At 57.3% G+C, this 21,021-nt stretch carries 17 protein-coding genes and 1 tRNA gene; 4 read left to right on the top strand and 14 right to left on the bottom strand.

From position 1 onward, the window contains the following. Window positions 1–4: 4 nt before the first annotated feature. Together V2S86_RS03010 and V2S86_RS03005 are read right to left on the bottom strand one after the other, a co-directional pair. Window positions 5–919, bottom strand: a complete 915-nt coding sequence (locus V2S86_RS03010) for an ABC transporter permease subunit (RefSeq protein WP_330761164.1) — start codon at window positions 917–919, stop codon at window positions 5–7. A gap of 160 nt (window positions 920–1,079) precedes the next feature. Beyond that, on the bottom strand, window positions 1,080–2,198 hold the full coding sequence (locus tag V2S86_RS03005; protein WP_330761163.1) for a branched-chain amino acid ABC transporter substrate-binding protein: 1,119 nt from the start codon (window positions 2,196–2,198) through the stop codon (window positions 1,080–1,082). Between the two features lie 613 nt (window positions 2,199–2,811). Between V2S86_RS03005 and V2S86_RS03000 the strand changes: the two genes are divergently transcribed. Next, a tRNA-Asn gene (locus tag V2S86_RS03000) sits at window positions 2,812–2,887 on the top strand. A gap of 172 nt (window positions 2,888–3,059) precedes the next feature. On the opposite strand, the gene V2S86_RS02995 is transcribed toward V2S86_RS03000, so the two are convergent. From V2S86_RS02995 to V2S86_RS02940, 12 genes are all read right to left on the bottom strand, one after another. After that, complete coding sequence (locus V2S86_RS02995; RefSeq protein WP_062792174.1) at window positions 3,060–3,860, bottom strand: enoyl-CoA hydratase-related protein; 801 nt, start codon at window positions 3,858–3,860, stop codon at window positions 3,060–3,062. Continuing rightward, window positions 3,857–4,750: a 3-hydroxyacyl-CoA dehydrogenase family protein gene (locus V2S86_RS02990; protein ID WP_330761162.1), complete on the bottom strand. Its 894-nt coding sequence runs from the start codon at window positions 4,748–4,750 to the stop codon at window positions 3,857–3,859. The genes V2S86_RS02995 and V2S86_RS02990 overlap by 4 nt, the downstream gene beginning before the upstream one ends. 15 nt (window positions 4,751–4,765) lie before the next feature. Next, window positions 4,766–5,968: a CaiB/BaiF CoA transferase family protein gene (locus V2S86_RS02985; protein WP_330761161.1), complete on the bottom strand. Its 1,203-nt coding sequence runs from the start codon at window positions 5,966–5,968 to the stop codon at window positions 4,766–4,768. Next, window positions 5,965–7,509, bottom strand: coding sequence for an HAL/PAL/TAL family ammonia-lyase (locus tag V2S86_RS02980; protein WP_330761160.1), 1,545 nt, complete (start codon window positions 7,507–7,509; stop codon window positions 5,965–5,967). Before V2S86_RS02980 ends, V2S86_RS02985 begins: the two co-directional genes overlap by 4 nt. Further along, window positions 7,506–8,390, bottom strand: a complete 885-nt coding sequence (locus V2S86_RS02975) for an ABC transporter substrate-binding protein (RefSeq protein ID WP_330761159.1) — start codon at window positions 8,388–8,390, stop codon at window positions 7,506–7,508. Before V2S86_RS02975 ends, V2S86_RS02980 begins: the two co-directional genes overlap by 4 nt. 34 nt (window positions 8,391–8,424) lie before the next feature. After that, window positions 8,425–9,132 carry an ABC transporter permease gene (locus tag V2S86_RS02970; RefSeq protein ID WP_330761158.1) on the bottom strand — a complete coding sequence of 236 codons (708 nt, stop codon included), beginning with the start codon at window positions 9,130–9,132 and terminating at the stop codon, window positions 8,425–8,427. Continuing rightward, window positions 9,129–9,779: an ABC transporter permease gene (locus tag V2S86_RS02965; RefSeq protein ID WP_004946938.1), complete on the bottom strand. Its 651-nt coding sequence runs from the start codon at window positions 9,777–9,779 to the stop codon at window positions 9,129–9,131. The genes V2S86_RS02970 and V2S86_RS02965 overlap by 4 nt, the downstream gene beginning before the upstream one ends. 4 nt (window positions 9,780–9,783) lie before the next feature. Continuing rightward, window positions 9,784–10,878 carry an ABC transporter ATP-binding protein gene (locus V2S86_RS02960; RefSeq protein ID WP_330761157.1) on the bottom strand — a complete coding sequence of 365 codons (1,095 nt, stop codon included), beginning with the start codon at window positions 10,876–10,878 and terminating at the stop codon, window positions 9,784–9,786. A 310-nt stretch (window positions 10,879–11,188) separates the two neighbouring features. After that, window positions 11,189–12,427, bottom strand: a complete 1,239-nt coding sequence (locus V2S86_RS02955) for a multidrug effflux MFS transporter (protein WP_330761156.1) — start codon at window positions 12,425–12,427, stop codon at window positions 11,189–11,191. Window positions 12,428–12,565: 138 nt separating this feature from the next. Continuing rightward, window positions 12,566–15,655, bottom strand: coding sequence for an efflux RND transporter permease subunit (locus tag V2S86_RS02950; protein ID WP_330761155.1), 3,090 nt, complete (start codon window positions 15,653–15,655; stop codon window positions 12,566–12,568). Then, window positions 15,652–16,761: an efflux RND transporter periplasmic adaptor subunit gene (locus tag V2S86_RS02945; protein ID WP_330761154.1), complete on the bottom strand. Its 1,110-nt coding sequence runs from the start codon at window positions 16,759–16,761 to the stop codon at window positions 15,652–15,654. The genes V2S86_RS02950 and V2S86_RS02945 overlap by 4 nt, the downstream gene beginning before the upstream one ends. A 76-nt stretch (window positions 16,762–16,837) precedes the next feature. Further along, a complete protein-coding gene (locus V2S86_RS02940; RefSeq protein ID WP_330761153.1) occupies window positions 16,838–17,452 on the bottom strand; it encodes a TetR/AcrR family transcriptional regulator in 615 nt (204 codons plus the stop codon). Between the two features lie 89 nt (window positions 17,453–17,541). Between V2S86_RS02940 and V2S86_RS02935 the strand changes: the two genes are divergently transcribed. From V2S86_RS02935 to V2S86_RS02925, 3 genes are all read left to right on the top strand, one after another. After that, window positions 17,542–18,999, top strand: coding sequence for an efflux transporter outer membrane subunit (locus tag V2S86_RS02935; protein WP_330761152.1), 1,458 nt, complete (start codon window positions 17,542–17,544; stop codon window positions 18,997–18,999). 89 nt (window positions 19,000–19,088) lie between these two features. Next, window positions 19,089–19,859 carry an NAD(P)-binding domain-containing protein gene (locus tag V2S86_RS02930; RefSeq protein ID WP_330761151.1) on the top strand — a complete coding sequence of 257 codons (771 nt, stop codon included), beginning with the start codon at window positions 19,089–19,091 and terminating at the stop codon, window positions 19,857–19,859. Between the two features lie 144 nt (window positions 19,860–20,003). After that, window positions 20,004–21,008, top strand: a complete 1,005-nt coding sequence (locus V2S86_RS02925; protein WP_330761150.1) for a LacI family DNA-binding transcriptional regulator — start codon at window positions 20,004–20,006, stop codon at window positions 21,006–21,008. The last annotated feature ends 13 nt before the right edge of the window (window positions 21,009–21,021 follow it).

Below are 21,021 nucleotides of genomic sequence, written 5' to 3'. Positions count from 1 at the left end.
CCCCTCAAACCTTAGCGACCATTGGCCGTCCGAGCAGGCCCTGCGGGCGGAAAATCAGGATCGCTACCAGCAGCCCGAAGGAGAAAACGTCTTTATAATCCGAGTTCACCATACCGGCGAACTGCGCCTCCGCCACCCCCAGCAGCAGGCCGCCCAGCATGGCGCCGGGCAACGAGCCGATACCGCCCAGCACCGCAGCGGTAAAGGCTTTGATGCCGATGATAAAGCCGACGTAGAAATCGAAGGTGCCGTAGTTCATGGTGATCAACACCCCCGCCAGCCCGGCCATCGCAGCGCCAATCACGAACACCAGGGAAATCACCCGGTCGGTGTTGATGCCGAGAATCGACGCCATCTTGCGGTCTTGCTGAGTGGCGCGGCAGATGCGCCCCAGCCGGGTGTGCTGGATCACGTAGGTAAGAATGGCCATACCCAGCAGGGACGCGACCAGAATAAACACCTTGGTGTAGGTAATCTGGAGAGCCCCGCCGTCGAAATCGATGCGGAACACGCCATTCAGCAGCGTCGGGATCCCCTGCTGACGTGGCCCCTGGCTGATTTGCGCGTAGTTTTGCAGGATCAGTGACATGCCGATGGCGGAGATCAAGGGTGCCAGGCGGGTGGAATTGCGCAGCGGTTTGTAGGCGATGCGCTCGATCACCCAGCCGTACACGCCGGTGATCACGATAGTAAACACCAGCGTGCCGAGGATCAGCAGCGGGAACGAGTGCAAACCGAAGAAGGACAGCAGCGCCAACCCGATGGCGCACAGATAGGCGGAGATCATATACACCTCGCCGTGGGCGAAGTTGATCATGCCGATGATGCCGTAAACCATGGTATAGCCGATGGCGATCAGGCCATAAACCGCACCGAGCGTCAGGCCGTTAATCAGCTGTTGCAGGAAGAAAACATCCATAATTTGCAGTCTCGCCTGGAGGGGCCGCAAACGAAGTCCGACGCGGCCCAAGGAAGTATCGGAACGGATCCGCCCAACGTGCGGATCCGTAACCCGTATTTATCCAATGAATTTCAAGTTGCAGCCAACAAGGCTGCCGCTTGAAAGACGCAGGAGAAAATTAGAGTTGGTGGTATTTGCCCTTGTCGTCCCACTGATAGACCACATAGTCCGATACTTTCAGGTCGCCTTTCTTATCCCAGGCCTTTTTGCCCATCACGGTATCCACGTCGTGCGATTTCAGCCATTCGCTGGCCTTGGCGCTGTCTTTGCCACCGGTCGCGCTGAAGGCGGCGGCAATCGCCTGGATGGAAGCGTAGGAATAGAGGGTGTAACCTTCCGGCTCAAAACCGCTGGCGCGGAACTTGGCGATGACCGCCTTGCCTTCCGGGATTTGACGCGGATCGTTGCCAAAGGTCATCAGCACGCCGTTGGTGTACTGCGGCCCGCCGGCAGCGGTCACCAGCTCTTCGGTCACCACGCAGTCACCGGAGAAGAATTTGGCGGTCACGCCCTGCTCGCGCATCTGGCGCACCAGCGGCCCGGCTTCCGGATGGCAGCCGCCGAAGTAGACCACGTCCGGTTTGACCGACGCGATTTTGGTCACTAACGCGTTAAAGTCTTTTTCGCCGCGCGACAGCCCTTCATACAGCACCTCTTTCACGCCGCGCTTGTTCATCTCCGCCCTAGCGGCGTCCGCCAGCCCCTGGCCGTAGGTGTCCTTGTCGTGGATAACCGCAATGCGTTTGGCCTTCAGAGTGTTCAGCATGTAGTCGGTGGCGATCACCCCCTGCTGATCGTCACGGCCGCACATGCGGAACATGCTGGCCATGCCGCGTTCGGTAATTTGCGGGTTGGTAGAACCGGGGGTAATGGCGATGATGCCCGCCTCGTCATACACCTCGGAGGCAGGCATGGTGGAGGATGAGCAGAAGTGGCCGACTACCGCCGAAACCTTGTCCTGATCGACCAGACGGTTGGCGACCGAGACTGCCTGTTTCGGTTCACAGGCGTCGTCGCCCTGCACCAGTTTGATTTTTTCCCCTTTAATCCCACCGGCAGCGTTGATATCCGCCGCCGCCTGCGAAGCGCCGCGCCAGTACTGATCGCCATAAGTCGCATTCGGCCCGGAGAACGGCCCGGCGACGCCGATAACGATATCGGCCTGAGCATAAAAAGCAGAACCTAAACAACCGATAAGCAGAGCAGCGAGCGGACTTTTAATGAATTTCGATGACATTGTTGTTTTCCTCAGCACTGTTTTTATACCCTAAATAATTGGAGCTGCATCAAGGCGGCAAGAACATGAGTCCCCAGGAGCTTACTGAAGTAAGTGACTGGGGCGAGCGTTCACAGCCAACACGGATGTGGCTTCAAGTATGACGGGTATGCAGAACGCCCAAAGGCGCGGAGCAATCACTTTATGTGTAGACGGGGAAAATAATTTGCGCGAGAGCGCAGTCGCATTACCCGCATTTAGGTAAGCAAAAATCCAGCCATTGTGACGGCCAATACATATTTTCTGATTATTCATCCTACATATCAGTGGGAAAATGGGGACGATCGCTGCTATCAGGAGGCTGAGCGGAGACCTGCGCGCTAACCGCGCAGAAGAATTTATTTGCCATTCCGGTTCGTCGGGCGTGGCCTTTCAGACACTCGCACCATAAACGTGCAATGGCCGGTGCAAGGACAATGGCAGGAATTTTCTGATGGCAAACCCCGCGAATGAACGGGATGAGTGCTGAAAAACGACGCAACATGCTCATTCTGACAGCAAACGCGCTTTTTCCTCACTTTAGTGCTTTGACAAAGCCACGGCACCCCGCTATTATTCGCCCCGTTCACACGATTCCTCTGTAGTTCAGTCGGTAGAACGGCGGACTGTTAATCCGTATGTCACTGGTTCGAGTCCAGTCAGAGGAGCCAAATTAGAGAAGCCCGCTTAAGGAAACTTAAGCGGGCTTTTTGCTTTTGATGCCGCGCTGGCGACGTTGGAAATACAGCGTTTGTCGTTCTTCAAATGCTTTCAGCCAGGAAGCTCTGTAACTTTCATGTTGCCCCTCTGCCTTGTATTTTACATGCCGCGCAGTGCCGGTGTTTACTCGCCGGTAAACGTTGCCGGCTCTTTCGCCGCCAGCGCCCGCATGCCTTCGTTGCGGTCTTCGCTGGCCGCAATCAGGGCCGAAAGCGAACGTTCATAACTCACGCCCGCCGTTAAGCCCATATCGAAACTCGCCAGCACGGCTTTTTTGGCCATCTTAACGGCGAGCGGTGCAGCGCGGGAAATATTCTGTGCGATCTTTAACGCCTGTTCCGTTAACGCTTCCGGCGAGGTGATCCGGCTGATCAGCCCGGCGGCCAGCGCTTCTGCGGCGGTGATTTTTCGCCCGGCGAGGATCATCTCCATCGCCAGTGATTTCCCCACCGATTTGACCAGCCGTTGCGTTCCCCCCGCGCCGGGGATAATTCCGATGTGCGTTTCCGGCAGTCCGAGAATGGCCGTTTCATCGGCAATCACGATGTCACACAACAACGCCAGTTCCAGCCCGCCACCCAGCGCATAACCGGATAAGGCCGCGATCACCGGCTTTTCGATGGCGGAAATCTGATCCCATTTCTCACTGAAACCGCTGGTGTAAAGGGCTATTGCGGAGGCGGTTGCCAGCGTGCCGGTGTCAGCACCGGCGGCAAACGCCCGCGCCGAACCGGAAATGACTATTGCGCGGATCTGTTTATCGCCATCCAGTTCGCGCATTTTTTCCAGCAACTGCGTCAGCATTTCTGCACTTAGCGCGTTGAGTTTTTCCGGCCGGTTCAGAGTGATATGCGCCACGCTTTGATGGCGTTCGCAGCCAATAAGTTCGTCGCCATGACGTTGACAATGAAGAGGTTCACTCATGGTTTTTGCATCCCGCTGATGGCACGGATCGTGTCGTTACGGTACGCAAGACCTTCGGCAATCTCCTGCGCCGTCCACGGATAAAACCCCGCGCCGGTTTTGGTGCCCAGATTGCCCTGCTCAATTTGCGCCAACAACCACGGTGGCAGCACATCGTCGCTGGACAAATCCGGCAGTAATATCGCGGCGACATTTTTCACCGTATCCAGCCCGGCAAAATCCATGAGCTTGAGCGGCCCCATCGCCGACCAGCGCGGTGCCAGCGTGCTTTGCACCGCAAAATCCACGTCTTCGATACTGGCAATTCCGGCCGTCACCAGATGCAACGCCTCACGCAACATGGCGTACTGCAGCCGGTTGACGATAAATCCGGGGGCTTCTTTATGAATGGTCACGGTTTGTTTGCCCAGTTGCTGACAAAGCGCAGCGGCCTGCCGGCGCGTGTTCTCCTGGGTTTGCGGCCCGCAGACGATTTCCACCATCGGCATCACATCCGCCGGATTAAACCAATGCAGGCCAATAAAACGCGACGGCACCGCCAGCACGCTGGCAATCTGTCCGATAGGCACGCTGGACGTGTTAGTGGTCAGCAGACACTCGTCGCTGACATGCTTTTCAATCTCCTGAAAAATCTGCTGTTTGAGCGCCAGTACTTCGGCGATATTTTCCGAAACAATCTTCGCGTCTTGCAGGCATTGCGCCAGTGACGTGGTGAAGGTAACGGAAGACGCCAGCCCGGCTCCGATGCTTTCAATCAGCTTCGCCGCGTTATGCAGCGAGTTTTCGGTACGTGAATAAAGCGCCACCCTGAAACCGCTGGCGGCAAATACCGCGGCGATCCGCGCGCCCATGGTGCCTGCGCCAATCACGGCAACCTGCGTTAATTCCATGTTTTCTGCCTCCGGTTAAATGACGCCCTGTTGCGAAAGTGTGTCCAGTTCCTGCGCAGACAGCCCCAGTTGAGCGCTGAGAATTGTGCGGGTGTGCTCGCCAAGCTGCGGCGGCATTAAATCGGGTAACTGGCTCATGCCGCTGAGCTTCACCGGCTGCGGCAAAATGCTGATTTCACCGGCGACCGGATGCATGACCTGATGCAATAATCCGCGCGCCGCAGCATGCGGGCTTTGCAGCAGTTGATCCAGCCCCCAGACCGGCGCGGCGGGAATACCGCCGGTATCGAGCAGATCTAGCGCCTCCACCACGGTTTTGGGGTGCAGCCATTTTTCAATCAGCACGCGTAATTCGTACTGATGTTTCAGGCGCTGCGGATCCGTCGCAAAGCGCGCATCCTGCAAGATTTCCGGCATGCCGAGGGTGTCGGCCAGACGACGGAACAGGCTGTCATTGGCGACGGCGATCACCAGATAACCGTCGGCCGCGCGGTAGCTGTCCATCGGTGCGCTGATCGGGTGCGCATTGCCCAGCCGTCCGGCCAGCGGCATGCCGCCGAGCAGCTGCGTCAGCGACACCATTTGCATCGACACCATGGCATCCAGCATGGCGACATCCACGTGCTGGCCGAGGCCGGTAATGCCCCGTTGCAACAAGGCCGCCAGAATCCCCCACGAGCAGTAGAGGCCGGATACGACATCACCGATGGCATCGCCCACCCGCGTTGGTTCGCCATTCGCCCAGCCGGTGACCTGCATAATGCCGCCCATAGCCTGAATAACGTGGTCGTAAGCCGCTTTGTGCGCAAGCGGCCCCTGCTGACCAAAGCCGGAAATACTGGCGTAAATCAGCTTTGGATTGATCTTCTTCACCGCTTCATAATCAATGCCTAAACGTGCGGTCACACCGGGGCGAAAGTTTTCCACCAGCACATCCGCACCTTCAATCAACTGCTCCAGCATTGCCCGCCCTTGCGGGGATTTCAGGTTCAGCGTCAGGCTTTTTTTGCCGTGATTGAGCAGCATGAAATAGGTACTTTCTCCGTTGAGATGCGGAGTGAAATCACGCGAATCGTCACCTTTTCCCGGCATTTCAATTTTGATCACTTCCGCGCCCAGATCATTGAGCAACGAAGCACAATAAGGCCCGGCCAGCACACGGGACAGGTCAAGCACTTTGATCCCTTCAAGTGGCCGGGATGCAGCTGATGCACTCATGCGGTTTCTCCCTCAGCGGTGTCTGCAAAAATCAGTGGCGTCAGTGCGCGGTAAATATCGCCCTGTCTAATGAGCTGCCGGATGGCCAGCATATCCGGATACATTTCTTCATCGCTTTGTCTGAACGCCACCCGCTGACGCACCAACGAAAGCACCCTTTCGGTGCCCGTGGACGCCCGCAACGGCCGGTGAAACTCCACCGCCTGCGTGGCGCACAATATTTCTATCGCCACGATATCGATGGCATTTTCGACGGCATCGATAGCATTACGCGCCGCCGTGACGCCCATAGAAATGTGATCTTCCTGTCCCGCGCAGGTGGACACGGTATGCACGCTGGCCGGTGCCGCCAAGGCTCGGTTTTCCCCTGCCAGCGCGGCCGCGGCGTAAGGCGGGATCATCATTCCTGAGTACGCCCCACCGTCCGCCACTAAAAAGGCCGGTAAGCCACTGAGATGGCTGTTGGTCAGCCGGTCGGAACGCGCCTGCGAACCGGTACTGAGTTGGGCAATGGCGATCGCCAGCGCATCGAGACACAACGCAACCGGGGCGCCATGGCCGTTGCCGCCCGGCAGCACATTCAGCTCGCCCTCTTCAACCATAAACACCGGATTGTCGGTGACAGAATTGATTTCGGTGGTCAGGGTTTTCTGGCAATAACTCAGCACATCACGCACCGCGCCATGCATTTGCGGGATGCAGCGCAGGCTCAGGGCATCCTGAACGCGGAAATCTCGGTATCTGTCCAGGATCTCGCTGTCACGCAGCAGGCAGCGTAAAATCCGCGCGGTTTCCTGCTGCCCGTCATGCGGCCTCAGGGCATGCAAGCGGGCGTCATAACCACGGATATTCCCTTTGAGCACCTCCAGGCTCATGCCGCCGGCGGCGTCCGCCACCGGGATGAGTTCCCGGAAAGCGTCCGCTGCCAGACACCCGAGCGCCGTAATTTCGTAGGTGCCGCTGACCAACGCATGGCCTTCGCGCGGGCCGGGAATGCGCAGGGCAATGCCCGCCCGCTTCAGCGCTTCGCGGGCAGGCAACAGCTCGCCCTGATAGTACGATTTTCCGTAGCCAAACACCGACAGTCCGATGTGTGCCGTAGCAATCAGATACCCGACCGACCCCTTGCCGGGCGACCACGGGATCACGCCCTTATTGAGCATATCCGCCATGGTCAGCACCAATGCCGGGCTGACGCCGCTGAAACCCTGTAACAGGGATTTGATCATCACCGCCATCATCGCGCGCACTTCATGCTGTGCCAGTTCTGGTCCCACCCCGCAAGCATGACTTTTCAGCATATTGAGTTGCACATCGGAGATTTGTTCCGGCGATAACCGCTGCGTGACCAGATCGCCCACGCCGGTGGTCAACCCATAAATCACTTTGTTTTCGACTATCGCCTGTCTGATTTTCTCGTGCACCATCTGCATGCCGTCTAACGCAGGCGGTGAGAGCAACACCTGTGCGCCGTAAGCAATATCGACGATGTCGCGGATCGACGTTTCAGCCGTGCCTAAGGTGACCGGTTGCGCCCTCATTTATTCAGACCGTGCTGAGTCAGCCATTCTTTCGCTACCGCATCGACGCTTTCAAAATTCGCCAGTTTGCCGTTCATCACGATCAAATCGCTGGTCGTCAGCTGTGCGGACACGGCTTTGAGCGTGGTTTCGACCACTTCGCTGGCTTTGTCTTTCGCAATCAACGGCACGATATTTTGCGCAGGGAACAAGTGTTTGGAATCTTCCAGCGCCACCAGATTTTTGGTTTTAATGGCCGGATCGGTTGAGGTCATATCCGCAACCTGGATCTGATTGTTGGTCAGCGCAGACAGCGTCAGCGGGCCGGCAACATCAAGCACCTTAAAGTTTTTGAAGGTTAATCCGTACACTTCGCTCAACCCTCTCACGCCCTCACGGCGGGTTTTCCATTCTGCCGGGCCGCCCAGCACCAGCGTTTTGGCGATCGGAGCCAGATCGCTGATGTCTTTCAGGTTGTATTTTTTCGCGGTTTTTTCCGTTACTGCCAGTACATCGCGGTCCTGCGCGGCCGAAATATCCAGCATCTTGATTTTTTCCGGCAACGCTTTGGCCAGCGCCGCCGCCACATCTTCGGAAGAGTGAGCCTGCGTTTTTTCGTCGAGGTAACTCAGCGTGGCGCCGCTGTATTCCGGGATCAGACTGATGGAACCGTCGAGCAGCGCAGGCATGTACACCTCACGGCTGCCGATATTGAGTTTGGTTTCCACTTTGACGTTTTTAGCGGCCAGCGCCTGCTCGTAAATAGTGGCAAGCAGTTGGCTTTCCGGGAAGTCTGCGGAACCGATGATAAGGGTTTCACCGGCATCAGCAGAGAGGGCCACAGGTGCATGCACCACGGCGGCAGAAAACAGGGCAACGGCAAGCAGATTTTTCAATTTCATTTTTATCAGACTCCGGAATGAATGAGTAGATGATTCAGCTATTCGATAAAGGCAATGTTTTTTTACGGCGGCGTTCACGCTGCCGTATTCCTGGTGATACCGTGAAACGAATTAAAAAAGAGAAAAACACATCGACCAGCAAGGCTAATATTCCGACCATAAAAGCCCCCGCGACCATCTGCGGATAATCGTTCTGCGCGCGGCCATCAATAATAAGACGCCCTAATCCGCCGAGAGAAACATAAGCCGCAATGGTGGCGGTCGAAACGATTTGTAATGCCGAGCTCCGGATACCGGATAATATCAACGCCAGCGCACAGGGGATCTCAACGGTGAGCAGTAATTTCCACGGCGAATACCCCATACCTATGGCTGCGTCAATAATTGCCGGATTAATTGCCCGAATACCGGAATAAACGCCCATCATGATCGGCGGCAATGCCAGGATAATAAGCACTATCAGGCAAGGCACAATAAAGGCCAGATCGGATTCAAATACCGGCCCGAAAAGAATGACCAGTAAGATGATCAACCCGAAAGATGGCAGCGCACGCATGGCATTCGCGCTGCCGATTAATAACGTCGCGCCTTTGCCGGTATGCCCGACATAACACCCCACCGGAAACGCGATAATCACCGCAACAAACAAGGCTTCGACGCTGTAAACCAGATGCTGGAAAATCAACATCAGCAGTCCGTCGTCATTGAGCCAATGAGCTGGGTCGAGCAACCAGTTAATCATTTCGCATTCCTTTTCGGTTGCCAGGCGGTGATTTTATTGCCGGTGCGCAGCACAAGATTATCCAGCAGCAGCGCCAGCGCGATGCACAAGAAAATACCGGCGATAATCGGCGTCAGAAAATGCAGTTGGAAACCCTGGGTAAATAACGCCCCCAGCTGCGGCATCCCGACCAGCGCCGAGATGGAAACAATACTGACATTCGACACCACCACCACGCGCATGCCGGCGGCGATCACCGGCACCGCCAGCGGCAGTTCGACACTCAGAAATCGCTGTAGCGGCCGATACCCCATAGCCACGGCGGCCTGATGCGTTTCTTGCGGGACAGAATCCAGCCCGTCGCAAACCGTGCGAATCAACAGCGCGAAGGCATACAGCGTCAACGCCACAACGACATTGACGGCATCCAGAATTTTGGTGCCGAGCAGCCCCGGTAACAAGACAAACAAGGCCAGCGAGGGAATGGTATAAAGCAGCCCCAACAGATTAAGAATGCCGTCCTTAAACTTTCCGCAACGGTGAAGTAAACCGCCCACCGGAATGGCCAATGCCAGCCCGATCAAGACAGGAATGATGGACAGATAAACGTGCCAGCCGAGTAACGTCGCTATATTTTCCCGCTGCTGAAACAACCAGTCAAAGCGCATGGCATTACCTCTCGGCACGGGAGTGAGAAAGCGAAAATACCTGTTCGATATTCGCCGTGCCGATAAAGCGTTGTCGTTCATCGACAACAATGCCGCGCTGACAGGGGGAACTTAATACAGAATCCATTAACTGCCGCAGCGTGCCATTTCTTGGCGCAAAGGTGCTGCCAAGATTAATGTCTTCTGCCTCTACCGTGGTTTTGTTTTGCTGCACATCATACCAGCCGACCGGGCAATCATTTTCCACCACCAGCACCCAGGGATCATGCCCTGCCACTAAGCGGGCTTCGCTGACCGACATTCCCGGCGCAATGACTTTCTCTTTAGCCAACGCCATATCTTCAGGGATCATCTCAAAAGAAAGCTTACGGTATCCGCGATCGCGGCCGATAAAATCGGCGACGAAAGCGTCTTCAGGTTCATTCAATAATTTGACCGGCGAGGCGATTTGCGCCAGACGCCCCCCGGGACGAAAAACCGCCACCTGATCGCCTAATTTCATCGCCTCGTCAATATCATGGGTAACCATGATGATCGTCTTGCCGATTTCACGCTGTAAACGTAAAAACTCCTCCTGCAACTGTTCGCGAACCACCGGATCGACGGCGCTGAAAGGTTCATCCATCAGCATGAATTCAGGATCGGAAGCCAGTGCGCGGGCGACGCCGACCCGCTGTTGCTGGCCGCCGGACAACTGCCACGGATAACGTTCCGCCATCGCCAGCGACAGCCCGACCAGTTCCAGAAGTTCCAATGACTTTTTACGCGCCGCCGTGCGCGTTGCCCCGTTAAGCAGCGCAGTGACGGCGATGTTGTCCTGCACCGTTTTATGCGGAAACAGACCGGCATTCTGGATCACATAACCAATCTTGCGGCGCAGTTTGACCAGGTCCATCCCTGCCGTCGGTTGTCCGTTGAGCAAAATACTCCCCGAAGAAGGCTCGATTAACCGGTTGATCATGCGCAGCGACGTGGTTTTTCCGCAGCCCGAAGGCCCGACCAGCATGGTGATTTTGCCTGTCGGCGCACTGAACGACAGCCTGTCTACGGCCACCGTACCATCGGGGTAAAATTTGCTTATGCTCTCAAATGAAATCATTACGTTTCCTGCCCCATTACGGACTGTTGTTAACCGTCGCCTGCCTTTTAGCTATTCGCAGACCCGATATGTACTAACCTGTATGTACAACCTAGCAAGCAGGATGCCAACTTACCAAAGCAGGGTAATACCGGCGGTTTTAGGGAGATGGGCTGTACAGAGAGGAAAAAATGAACAAAAGAGGGCATCTCTTGCCCCAAAAAAAACCACTCGCACCATTAAGGTGCTTGCAGGGGTAGAGAGAAGCACTGCACCCGGATTACCCTTGAGGATCCTTGTCGATGCAGGCTCGCCAAAAATGACGGGGTTTTTACGAAGACGATACCGTTAATTTTCCCCGCAGCAGGAACAATAACAGTGCGATCAGACAGGCCGTCGCCTGTATGCCCCCCAGCGTGGTGACGGCGGGGAACGTCAGCACCGAGCCGAGCCAGGTTGTGATTGCAGCCGCCCCCATTGTAAGAAAACCCAGTAATGCGGATGCCAGGCCGGCCTGTTTCCCGAAGGGCCCCATTGTGATTGCCGTTCCCAATGGATTGGCCAACCCCATTCCCCAGAGGTACAGACTCATGGACAAGGTATACCAAGCCAAGCCTGGAGTTTCCGGCCCAATCAGCAGCAGGCTCCCCCCCAATAATGCGGTGAGAATACCTCCCGAGGTAATGAGTTGCGCGCCATAGCGGTGCGCCAGGCGCGGTGCCGCCATCCCTGCGGCAAAGACCACGAACACGGTGGCGGCAAAATACAGCCCGGCCTGTAGCGACGACAAGCCTATCCCGTTCATCAAAATGGCGGGCGCGGCACCGAAAGAGGCAAACAATCCGCTCATCAACAGGCTCATCGACAGTGCCGGAAGTATGAATTTCCCCTCCATTAGCAGCCTGCCGTACGCGAATATCACACTCGGTATCGAGTGCGGTGTGCGACGCTCAGCAGGATGGGTTTCCCCCAGCACGTTGACGTAAAATACGGCGACAACGAAGGCGGCAATGCCCACCAGTATGAAGATCGCACGCCAGCCCAACGCCGTAGTCAGCACGCTCCCCACCAACGGCGAGAAGCCCGGTGCGGCAGCCGCTGCGATCATGGTCAGCGACAACGCGCGCGCCAGCGTTTCGCCTTCAAACAAATCACGCGCAATGGCGCGGGCTAAAACCGCTGCCGCGCATACGCCCAGCGCCTGGATGATGCGCCCGACGATCAGCGTTTCCAGCGAACCGGCGAGACCGCCTACCACCGTACCCACGATGAATATTGAGAGTCCCCCCAACACCAGCTTCTTGCGTCCGTATCGGTCAGCCAGCGGGCCGACGACCAACTGAGCCAGCGCGAAGGTGATGAAAAAGCTGGAGAGCGTCAGACCAAGCTCACGCGCTGACACCCCAAGCTGCTCTCCGATATCCGGAAACGCGGGAAGGATAATGTTGGTGGACAGTATGCTAATGGCAGAAAGGCCGGCCAGTAACGCGACGATTTTACCTGTTAGTTGCGGGCCTTCGGCCGAAGGGATAGCCGCCCTCACTTCAGTGGGCGTGTTTTCTGTACTCATGGTAATCCCTCGCCGGGAGTGGCCGGCGCGTAAACACCCTCAGCCTTCATCATCGGACCCTTTCGTTTTGCGGTAAACGTCTACCGACACATCAATGTGTCGGTAGATTAGTAGGGGATCGCGCTCCCCCGTTATGACTTATGCCAATGCCGGCTTGTCGGTTTGCGGCTTATTGTCCGGGCGTATCTTGAACCAGATGGCGTACATCGCCGGCAGGAATACCAGCGTAACTATGGTTCCGCCGAAAGTGCCGCCAATCAGGGTGTAAGCCAGGGTGCCCCAGAACACCGAGTGGGTCAGCGGGATAAACGCCAGAATGGCCGCCATCGCCGTGAGCAACACCGGTCGGGCGCGCTGAACCGTCGCCTCGACGACCGCATGGAACGGATCCAGCCCTTCCTGCACGTTGTGATGGATCTGCCCTATCAGGATCAAGGTATTACGCATCAGGATGCCCGACAGCGCGATCAATCCCACCAGCGCATTGATGCCAAACGGCTGGTTGAACAGCAGCAACGTTGGCACCACCCCAATCAGCCCCAGCGGCGCGGTGAGGAAGACCATTACCATCGCCGACATCGAACGCACCTGCAAGATGATGATCAGCAGCGTCATGGCGATCATGATAGGGAACAGCGGCGCCATCGCCTTGGTCGCTTTGCCCGATTCTTCAATCGAACCCGCCTGCTCAATGTGATACCCGGCCGGGAGCTGGTCGATAACCGGCTGCAACGCTTTCGTGATCGCCGTGGACACATCCGGCGGTTGCAGATTTTCGGCTATGTCGCCCCGCACCGTAATGGTCGGGGTACGATCGCGCCGACGGAGAACGGGATCTTCCATGCGCACATCGACATCCCCTATTTGCGACAGCGGAATGCGCTGACCGGCAGCCCCCACCAACGTAAAGCCGGCAATTTTTGCCGGGTCAAGCCGGATATCCCCGGCGGCACGGCCCATCACCTGCACCGAACGGATATCTTCACGCACTGAGGTGATTGGCACCCCCGAGAGCAGGAACTGAAGTTGCTGAGCGACCGCGGTTGACGTCAACCCCACCGCCTGCAAGCGGTCCTGATCGAGCGTGAAATGCAGCGTCGGCACCGGCGGGCCCCAATCGGTGTTGACGGTTCTCATCATCGGGCTGGCTTGCATTACCGCTTCCACCTGATCGGCGATCGCGCGCAATAGATCGGGGTCCGGCCCCGTCACGCGATAGGCAACGGGGAATGGCGAGTACGGGCCAAATACCAGTTGCGTGACCCGGACACGCGCTTCGGGTGCCAGCCCATCGGCCACCGCCTGGCGAAGGCGGAATTTGAGCGCCTCACGCGCTTCCGGACTGTCCGTCAGCACGACAACCTTCGCGAATGACGAGTCGGGCAGCTCCGGCGCCATCGCCAGATAAAAACGCGGTGAACCCTGCCCGATATAGGACGTGACGATTTTTGCCTCTTTCTGCTTTTTCAGCCAAGCCTCGATCTTCGCCGTTGCGGCGCTGGTCTGTTCAATGGCGGTGCCATAGGGCATCTGCACTTCTACCAGCACTTCCGGGCGGTCGGAGGTCGGGAAGAACTGTTTTTTCACCAGTCCCATGCCGAAAATCGCCAGGGTAAACACGACAATAACCGTACCCGCTACAATCCATTTCCGGGCGATGACGCGCGTCAGCAATCGACGAAAGCGGTTGTAATTGCGGGTGTTGTAGATGGCCGCGTGCCCACCCTCAACCGTTTTGATTTTCGGCAGCATTTTCACGCCCAGATAAGGCGTAAATACCACCGCCACCACCCAGGAAGCAATCAGCGCGATGCCCACGATCCAGAACATGTTGCTGGTGTACTCGCCGGCGGTAGACTGCGCGAAACCGTTGGGCATAAAGCCGACGGCCGTCACCAGCGTACCGGCCAGCATCGGGGCCGCCGTGTGGCTCCAGGCATAGGCCGAGGCTTTGATGCGGTCGTAGCCCTCTTCCATTTTCACCACCATCATTTCGATGGCGATGATGGCGTCATCCACCAGCAGCCCGAGAGCCAGGATCAGCGAGCCGAGGGTGATGCGGTCAAAGTTCTTGCCGGTGGCTTCCATCACCACGAAGACGATAGCCAGCGTCAACGGCACCGCCGCCGCAACCACCACGCCCACGCGCCAACCCATGCTGACGAAACAGACCACCATCACCACGAGCAACGCGACGAAGAACTTGATCATGAACTCGTCAACGGATGAGCTGATGTTCACCGACTGATCGGTGACTTTCGTCAATGTCATGCCCAACGGCATGCCTTCATTGATTTTTGCCGTCTCCGCATCCAACGCCTTGCCCAGATCCAGGCCGTTCCAGCCCTCACGCATCACGATGCCCAGCAACAGCGCCGGCTCACCCTGATTGCGCACCAGGAAGGTCGCAGGATCTTCGTAGCCACGTTCGACCTTCGCCACGTCCGAGAGTTTTAACGTCCTTCCCTGAACCACAATCGGCGTATCGCGGATCTTCTCCAGCTTGTCGAAGGCGCCATCCAGGCGCAAAAAGACCTGCGGCCCATGGGTTTCAATCGAACCGGCCGGCGTAAGCACGTTCTGGTTGTTGAGCGCGGAGAAAATGTCCTGCGGGGAGATGCCCAGCGTGGCCAGTCGGTCATGCGAGAAAGAGACGAAGATACGCTCAGCCTGCTCCCCGACGATATTGACCTTCTTTACTCCTGGGACATGCAATAAACGCTGGCGCAACGATTCGGCATCGCGCACCAGCAGGCGTTGCGGTTCCCCTTTGGCTTTCAATGCAAAGAGCGCAAAGGTCACGTCCGAGAATTCATCGTTGACCATCGGGCCGATCACGCCCGCCGGCAGATTCTTGGCTTCGTCGCCGAGTTTCTTGCGTGCCTGATAAAACTCCTCCTGCACCTGTGAAGGCGGCGTGCTGTCCTGCAGCGACATCATGGTAAAAGCCAGACCGGGCCGCGTGTAGGTCTCGCTGCGGTCGTACCATTTAAGCTCCTGCATGCGCTTTTCAAGCGGCTCGGCCACCTGATCCTGCATTTCCTGCGCGGTGGCGCCCGGCCAGGCAGAAATGATCGTCATCTGCTTGACCGTAAACGGCGGATCTTCCGCACGCCCCAGCTCGAAGAACGAAAGAATGCCGGCCAGGGTAATCAGGATGATAAGGAACAACGTGATTGAGCGCTCGCGAACGGCGAGCGCCGAAAGGTTGAACCGCCCTCCGCTCATGGCCGGCTCCCGGCGACGCTGGCATCGCTCTGATTACTAAGACGGACGGCTTCGCCTTCGTGCAGCAAATGCGCGCCCAAAGCCACCACCCGTTCACCGGGCTTGAGGCCGCCGGTCACCCTGGCCGCATCGTCGCCCAGGCCAAGCACCTGAACCGGCCGCCACGACACTTTGGCGGGCTGGCCGGAAATGCCCCAGACGCCCGGCCCTTTGCCCGGATCATAGAGGGCGGCGATAGGCACCTGCAGTACCTGCTCGGTTAGCCTGCCTTCAGCAATGGCGAGCGTCACGGTGGCACCCAACGGTGCGCTCGCCAGCGCCCCCTCCAGCACGTATCTCGCTTCAAAGGTACGCGTCAAAGGATCGGCCGCATCGGAGAGCAGACGCAATTTCGCGGGAACCGCCGCCGTATCTTTACCGTATAACGTCGCCATGGCCTCGCTCCCGATCGCCGGGCGCAGCGTTTCAGGCAAATGTACGATGGCTTCTCGCTGCCCCGCCCGTGCCAGCCGCACCACCGGTTGCCCGGCGCTGACGACCTGCCCAGGCTCGGCCAGGGTGTCCACCACCACACCGTCTGCGTCGGCCAGCAAGACGGCATAACCCGTCGCATTGCGCGCCACGTCGGCCTGCGCCTGCGCAGCTTTTAGCTCCGCTTTGGCCGTATCGGCAGCGGCCTTGATCTGATCGTAAGCCGAAGCCGATATGGCCCCTGAGGCAACCAGGCCACGATAACGGGCTTCGTCATCGATGGCCTGCCTGGCGCGTGCCCGTGCGGCGGCGACCGCCTGCTGTTGGGCTTGCGCCTGCAGGCCAAGATCGACGGGATCCAGACGCATCAGCGGCTGACCGCGTTTGACGCTTTGACCGGTATCGACCAGACGTTCAAGTATTTTACCCTGCACCCGAAAACCGAGATCGCTTTGAACGCGGGCGACGACGACGCCGGTGAAGGCGCGGGAGGCATCGACGGCGCTCTTCACGGTAGCCGCCCTCACCAGAGGAGGTTGGCTACGTGGATCGTCGACGCTGGCAGCGTCGCCGCACGCCACCAGGGCGAAAGATAACAGGCAAACAGCAAGGGGGGCAGATTTTAGCCGGGGCATGGGTTCCCTTAATTAATGAACAGGACGGTAACCGCATTCTCCGACCAGTGACCAATAATGTCAATGGTCACAAATTTTAAGGTGCCATGCTGCGCAGTATCAATGCCGACAGAAGCACCGCTGCCGTCGGCGCATCCTCCAGGTTATTTTGCAATTGGACAGGGCAGATATAGGGCCGCAGGACCAGGGAGATCGCCTGTGTCGCTTCATCCAGCGGCGTTTTGCGCTCGAACTCCCCCGACTGCCTGCCCTCGAGCAGGATGTGCTGGATCACCTGGCACAGACGTTCTTCATACGCCACCACCGAAGGCCAGCGTTCGCGGGCCGCGACGGCAGCGATGTCGTAAAGCTTGCGATCGTGAAAAAACAGGTCGCTGCCTGCTTCCGTCAACGCTTTGAAAAGACGCCTTAATTTTTCCGAGGCCGTCGGCGCATCTGTGAGCGCCGCATTGACAATCTCCATGATCATGGCCAGCCGATTGGCACAGATCACCTCACCAATTGCTTGTTTGGAATCGAAAAATTTATAGATGTAGGCTTTGGAAAAACCAATCGCCTTGGCCAAATCGGACACGGTGGTTTTCTCATACCCAAAGTGCCCGAAGTGCTCTGTGGCGGCTTCCACGATCTGATCGCGAACGCTGTGATCCAATGGCCCTCGCGGGGATAGTGCATTCATGTGTTTAGTCATTTTTCTAGCTTAGCTCGATGAGCACCGATTGACAACAAGTGACCATTTGGTAATGTAGTCACAATTCTGCTTTGATTCAAGGAATCCCCATGTTTCCCCTGCGTACTCTTGCTCTGGTTGTGAGCACCGGCTTACTGACGGGTTGCGCGGTTGGACCGGATTACCATCGCCCGGACGCTCCCCTTTCGGATCGTTATCAGGCTCAATCCGCCGTCCAACAGAGAAGCGCTGCCCGGCCGGCCAGTTTTGCGGTCTGGTGGGAAGGCTTCGACGATCCCTTATTGAGTGACCTCGTTGCAAGCGCACTTGCGCAAAATCTCGATCTGGCCCAGGCAACCGCCCGGATGACGCAGGCCCGTGCCGGACTTGGCGCGGCGACAGCGGCGTTGCTGCCGTCGGGTAACATCAGCGGCCAGGCCACTCGCGCCTATCAGTCGGTCGAAACCCCGCTGGGCCAGGTTCTCAGTTCAACGCCCGATTATAATCGCTACGGCAATGCCTATGAAGCCGACCTCAACGCAAGCTGGGAGATCGACCTATTCGGTGGCCTGCGACGCGGTCGCCAGGCCGCACTGGCCGATTATCAGGCTTCCGAGGCGGGCGTCGCCGCGACACGCCTTGCCGTCGCCGCCCAGACGGCCGATATCTATATCACCCTGCGCGGTTTGCAAACCCGGTTGGCTATCGCAAACAAGCAGGTCACTACGCAACAAGAGCTGCTGGAAAAAGTGCGGCTCCTTCACAGCAAAGGGCTGGCCGCCGAGTACCAGGTCCGCCAGACCGAAGGGGCTCTGGCGCAGGTTCAGGCTACGGTGCCGGTTCTCCAGACCGGGCTCGACGCCGCCATGAACGCGCTGGACGTCATGCTCGGCACCCCGCCCGGCACCCATCGCGCTCAACTGACCACGCCGGGCGCCATCCCGCAGGCTCCGCAGATCGCCTCTACGGGCACCCCTGCCGATCTGCTGCGCCGCCGCCCCGACATTATCGTGGCCGAACGCCATCTTGCCGCATCCAGCGCGCGTATCGGAGTGGCCGTCAGCGAGTACTACCCGAAGTTTTCGCTCAGCGCATTACTCGGCAGCGCGACGTCGGTGGCGAGCGGCAACCTGTTCTCCAGCGGTGCCAGCCAATCGGCAGGCGTACTGGGGCTGCGTTGGCGGCTCTTCGATTTCGGCCGCATCAACGCGCAGATCGATCAGGCGAAAGGCCAGGAGGCCGAAGCGCTCGCAGCTTACCGCCTGTCGGTGCTGCGCGCCACCGAAGACGTCGAAAACGCCTTCTCCGCACTGATCAATCGTGAAACGCAAACAGCGATACTGACCGGGGGAGAAACGGCCCTGGCCAGCGCCAGACAATCGTCTTTCGTCGCCTATCGGCAAGGGACAGCCAGCCTGATTGACGTCCTGCGCAACGATGAAACCCTGCTGCAGGCCTCCGACGCCAGGGCGCAGGCCCAAACGGAATCGGCACGCGCGGCCGTCGCCGCGTTCAGGGCGCTCGGGGGCGGTTGGCAGCCTCCGCAAGCCAATGCAATGACCCAATAAATGCTAGCAATCCTCGTCCGCAATAAGTGCGGTAATTTCTCCGCACCGCAAATGCGGCGACAGAACAGAAACTGATCACCGGAGAGTTAATGAAAAGGGTGGGTATTCTGGACGTTGACGAGCTGACCGAAAAACTGGTCAGAGGAATATTTCTCGCCGTTCCTGAGGCGCAGGTATTTCTTGTCTCTGGCAACAATGAACGGGCGCGCAGGCTGGAGAGAGCGCTTCCCTGCTGGACTCTGGATCATTACCAGGATGTCGTCGATGAAGCTGACGTGATTATTACCGGCGTGGACTGCCATGCCATGAATGAAATCGCAAACCAGGTGCAGCTGCGCAGCTCGCAAACGCTGGTTTCGCTGGTCCCGGGAGTTAACTCTCAGCGCCTGCGAGATCTGTTCGGGCACGCTGACTGTGTCAGATTGATGCTCACTTTCGCCGCTGAAATCAACCAATCGAACGTGATCCTGACGGCCGCTGACAAAGAGGTTCAGGACCTGTTTTCCCGATTAGGCCAACTGACAGTGCTGCCCGACGAATCGGACTTTGACTTGGCGACGGTAAGCCTTTGCATGAACGGGTGGTTCTACTTCTTCGCCGAGGGTTTGCAATGCTGGCTTGCCGAGAAAGGCATGGCGGATGAGGTTGCTCGCCGGCTGGTACTCGGCGGATTGAGAGACTGCGCGGAATATGCGAACCATAACGCCGCCATCGCCCTGAGCGATCTGGGCAATGGTATACCTGAGCACTTAACCCTCCAGGGGCTGGAAGTGCTGGCCAAAATGCAGGCGCTCAATCCTTGGCGCGCTGCGTCAGAAACGGTGTTATCAATCATGCAGAAAACCACGCAGCCCCAATAAAGCGGAGCATTCTTTTTTACGGTCGGGGGAAATGGAAACGGGGGGATTGCGTCATGAAACTGCCGCGGCCCACTTACATCTGGCATACTTTAAGGCGCTTCCCTACAATAAGAGATCTGTTGACGAATAAAGCAAGGAATGACGGTGTCGAAAGCGAATTCAAACGCCACCATTGTGGATATTGCCCGCCGTGCCAACGTGACCAACATCACTGTTTCCCGTGCTTTTAATAAACCTGAACTGGTGAAACCCGAAACGCGTGAAAAGATCCACGCCATCGCCAAAGAGCTTAATTATGTGCCCAACGCCTTTGCTCAGGGGTTGAAAAACAGCAGCAGCCAAATCATTGGTATTGTAACCAGCAGTATGTATAACCCCTTTTATTCAGGGCTAATTAAAACCGTGTCGCGTATTGCGCGCATGCAGGGTTATCAGATTATGCTGTTCGATACCGATGGCAGCGAAGAAGCCGAAATGCAGGCCATTCAGGCACTGTTCGGCTATAAGGCTCGCGGCATTTTGTTGTCGGCGGTGCGCGACGACAAAGCGTATCGACCGGCCTATCTGGAATTGGCTCAGGTTTATCGCATCCCGTTGATTCTTATCGATAGAGACCTTTACAACCAACAGCTTAGCGGCGTGTTTCTCAATAACCGTGAAATCGGTGCGCTGGCCGGTCAATATCTTTCCGAGCAGCCCGAGAGAAAAATTCTGATTATCGGCGGGCCGGCTGATTCCGAAATAACGCTGACGCGAACCGAAGGCATTGTTCAGGCGTTGGCATGCGGGAAAAATGAAATTCACATTATTAATGGCGATTACGATTTCATTTCGCAAGAATCTGAGGTCAGAGATTATCTTTCCGCACCGGAAAACCGACCGGAATATATTGTCGGGCTAAACGGAATTATTACCCTTGGCGCTATCTCTCTGTGCCATGAGCTGAATATCTACCACAGCGTCAAATTTTTCTCGATTGACGAACCGCCCAAAGCGGGGAATTACGGTCTCCACATTGCGGGGGTTTATCACGATACCCAAATGCTGGGGGAAATAGCGGCGGAACTGCTGTTCACTGCGATTAAAAAACCCCGCAGCGATCCGCCCTTCAGACGCGAGTTTTTTACCGGCTCCCTGCTTAACCGATAAATCGGCACCGGCC

Origin of the sequence: Serratia sp. C2(1), assembly GCF_036352655.1 — a bacterium.
Lineage (GTDB): Bacteria > Pseudomonadota > Gammaproteobacteria > Enterobacterales > Enterobacteriaceae > Serratia > Serratia inhibens.
Note: the sequence above shows the minus strand (reverse complement) of the source record. Positions and strands in the feature narration are given on the sequence as shown.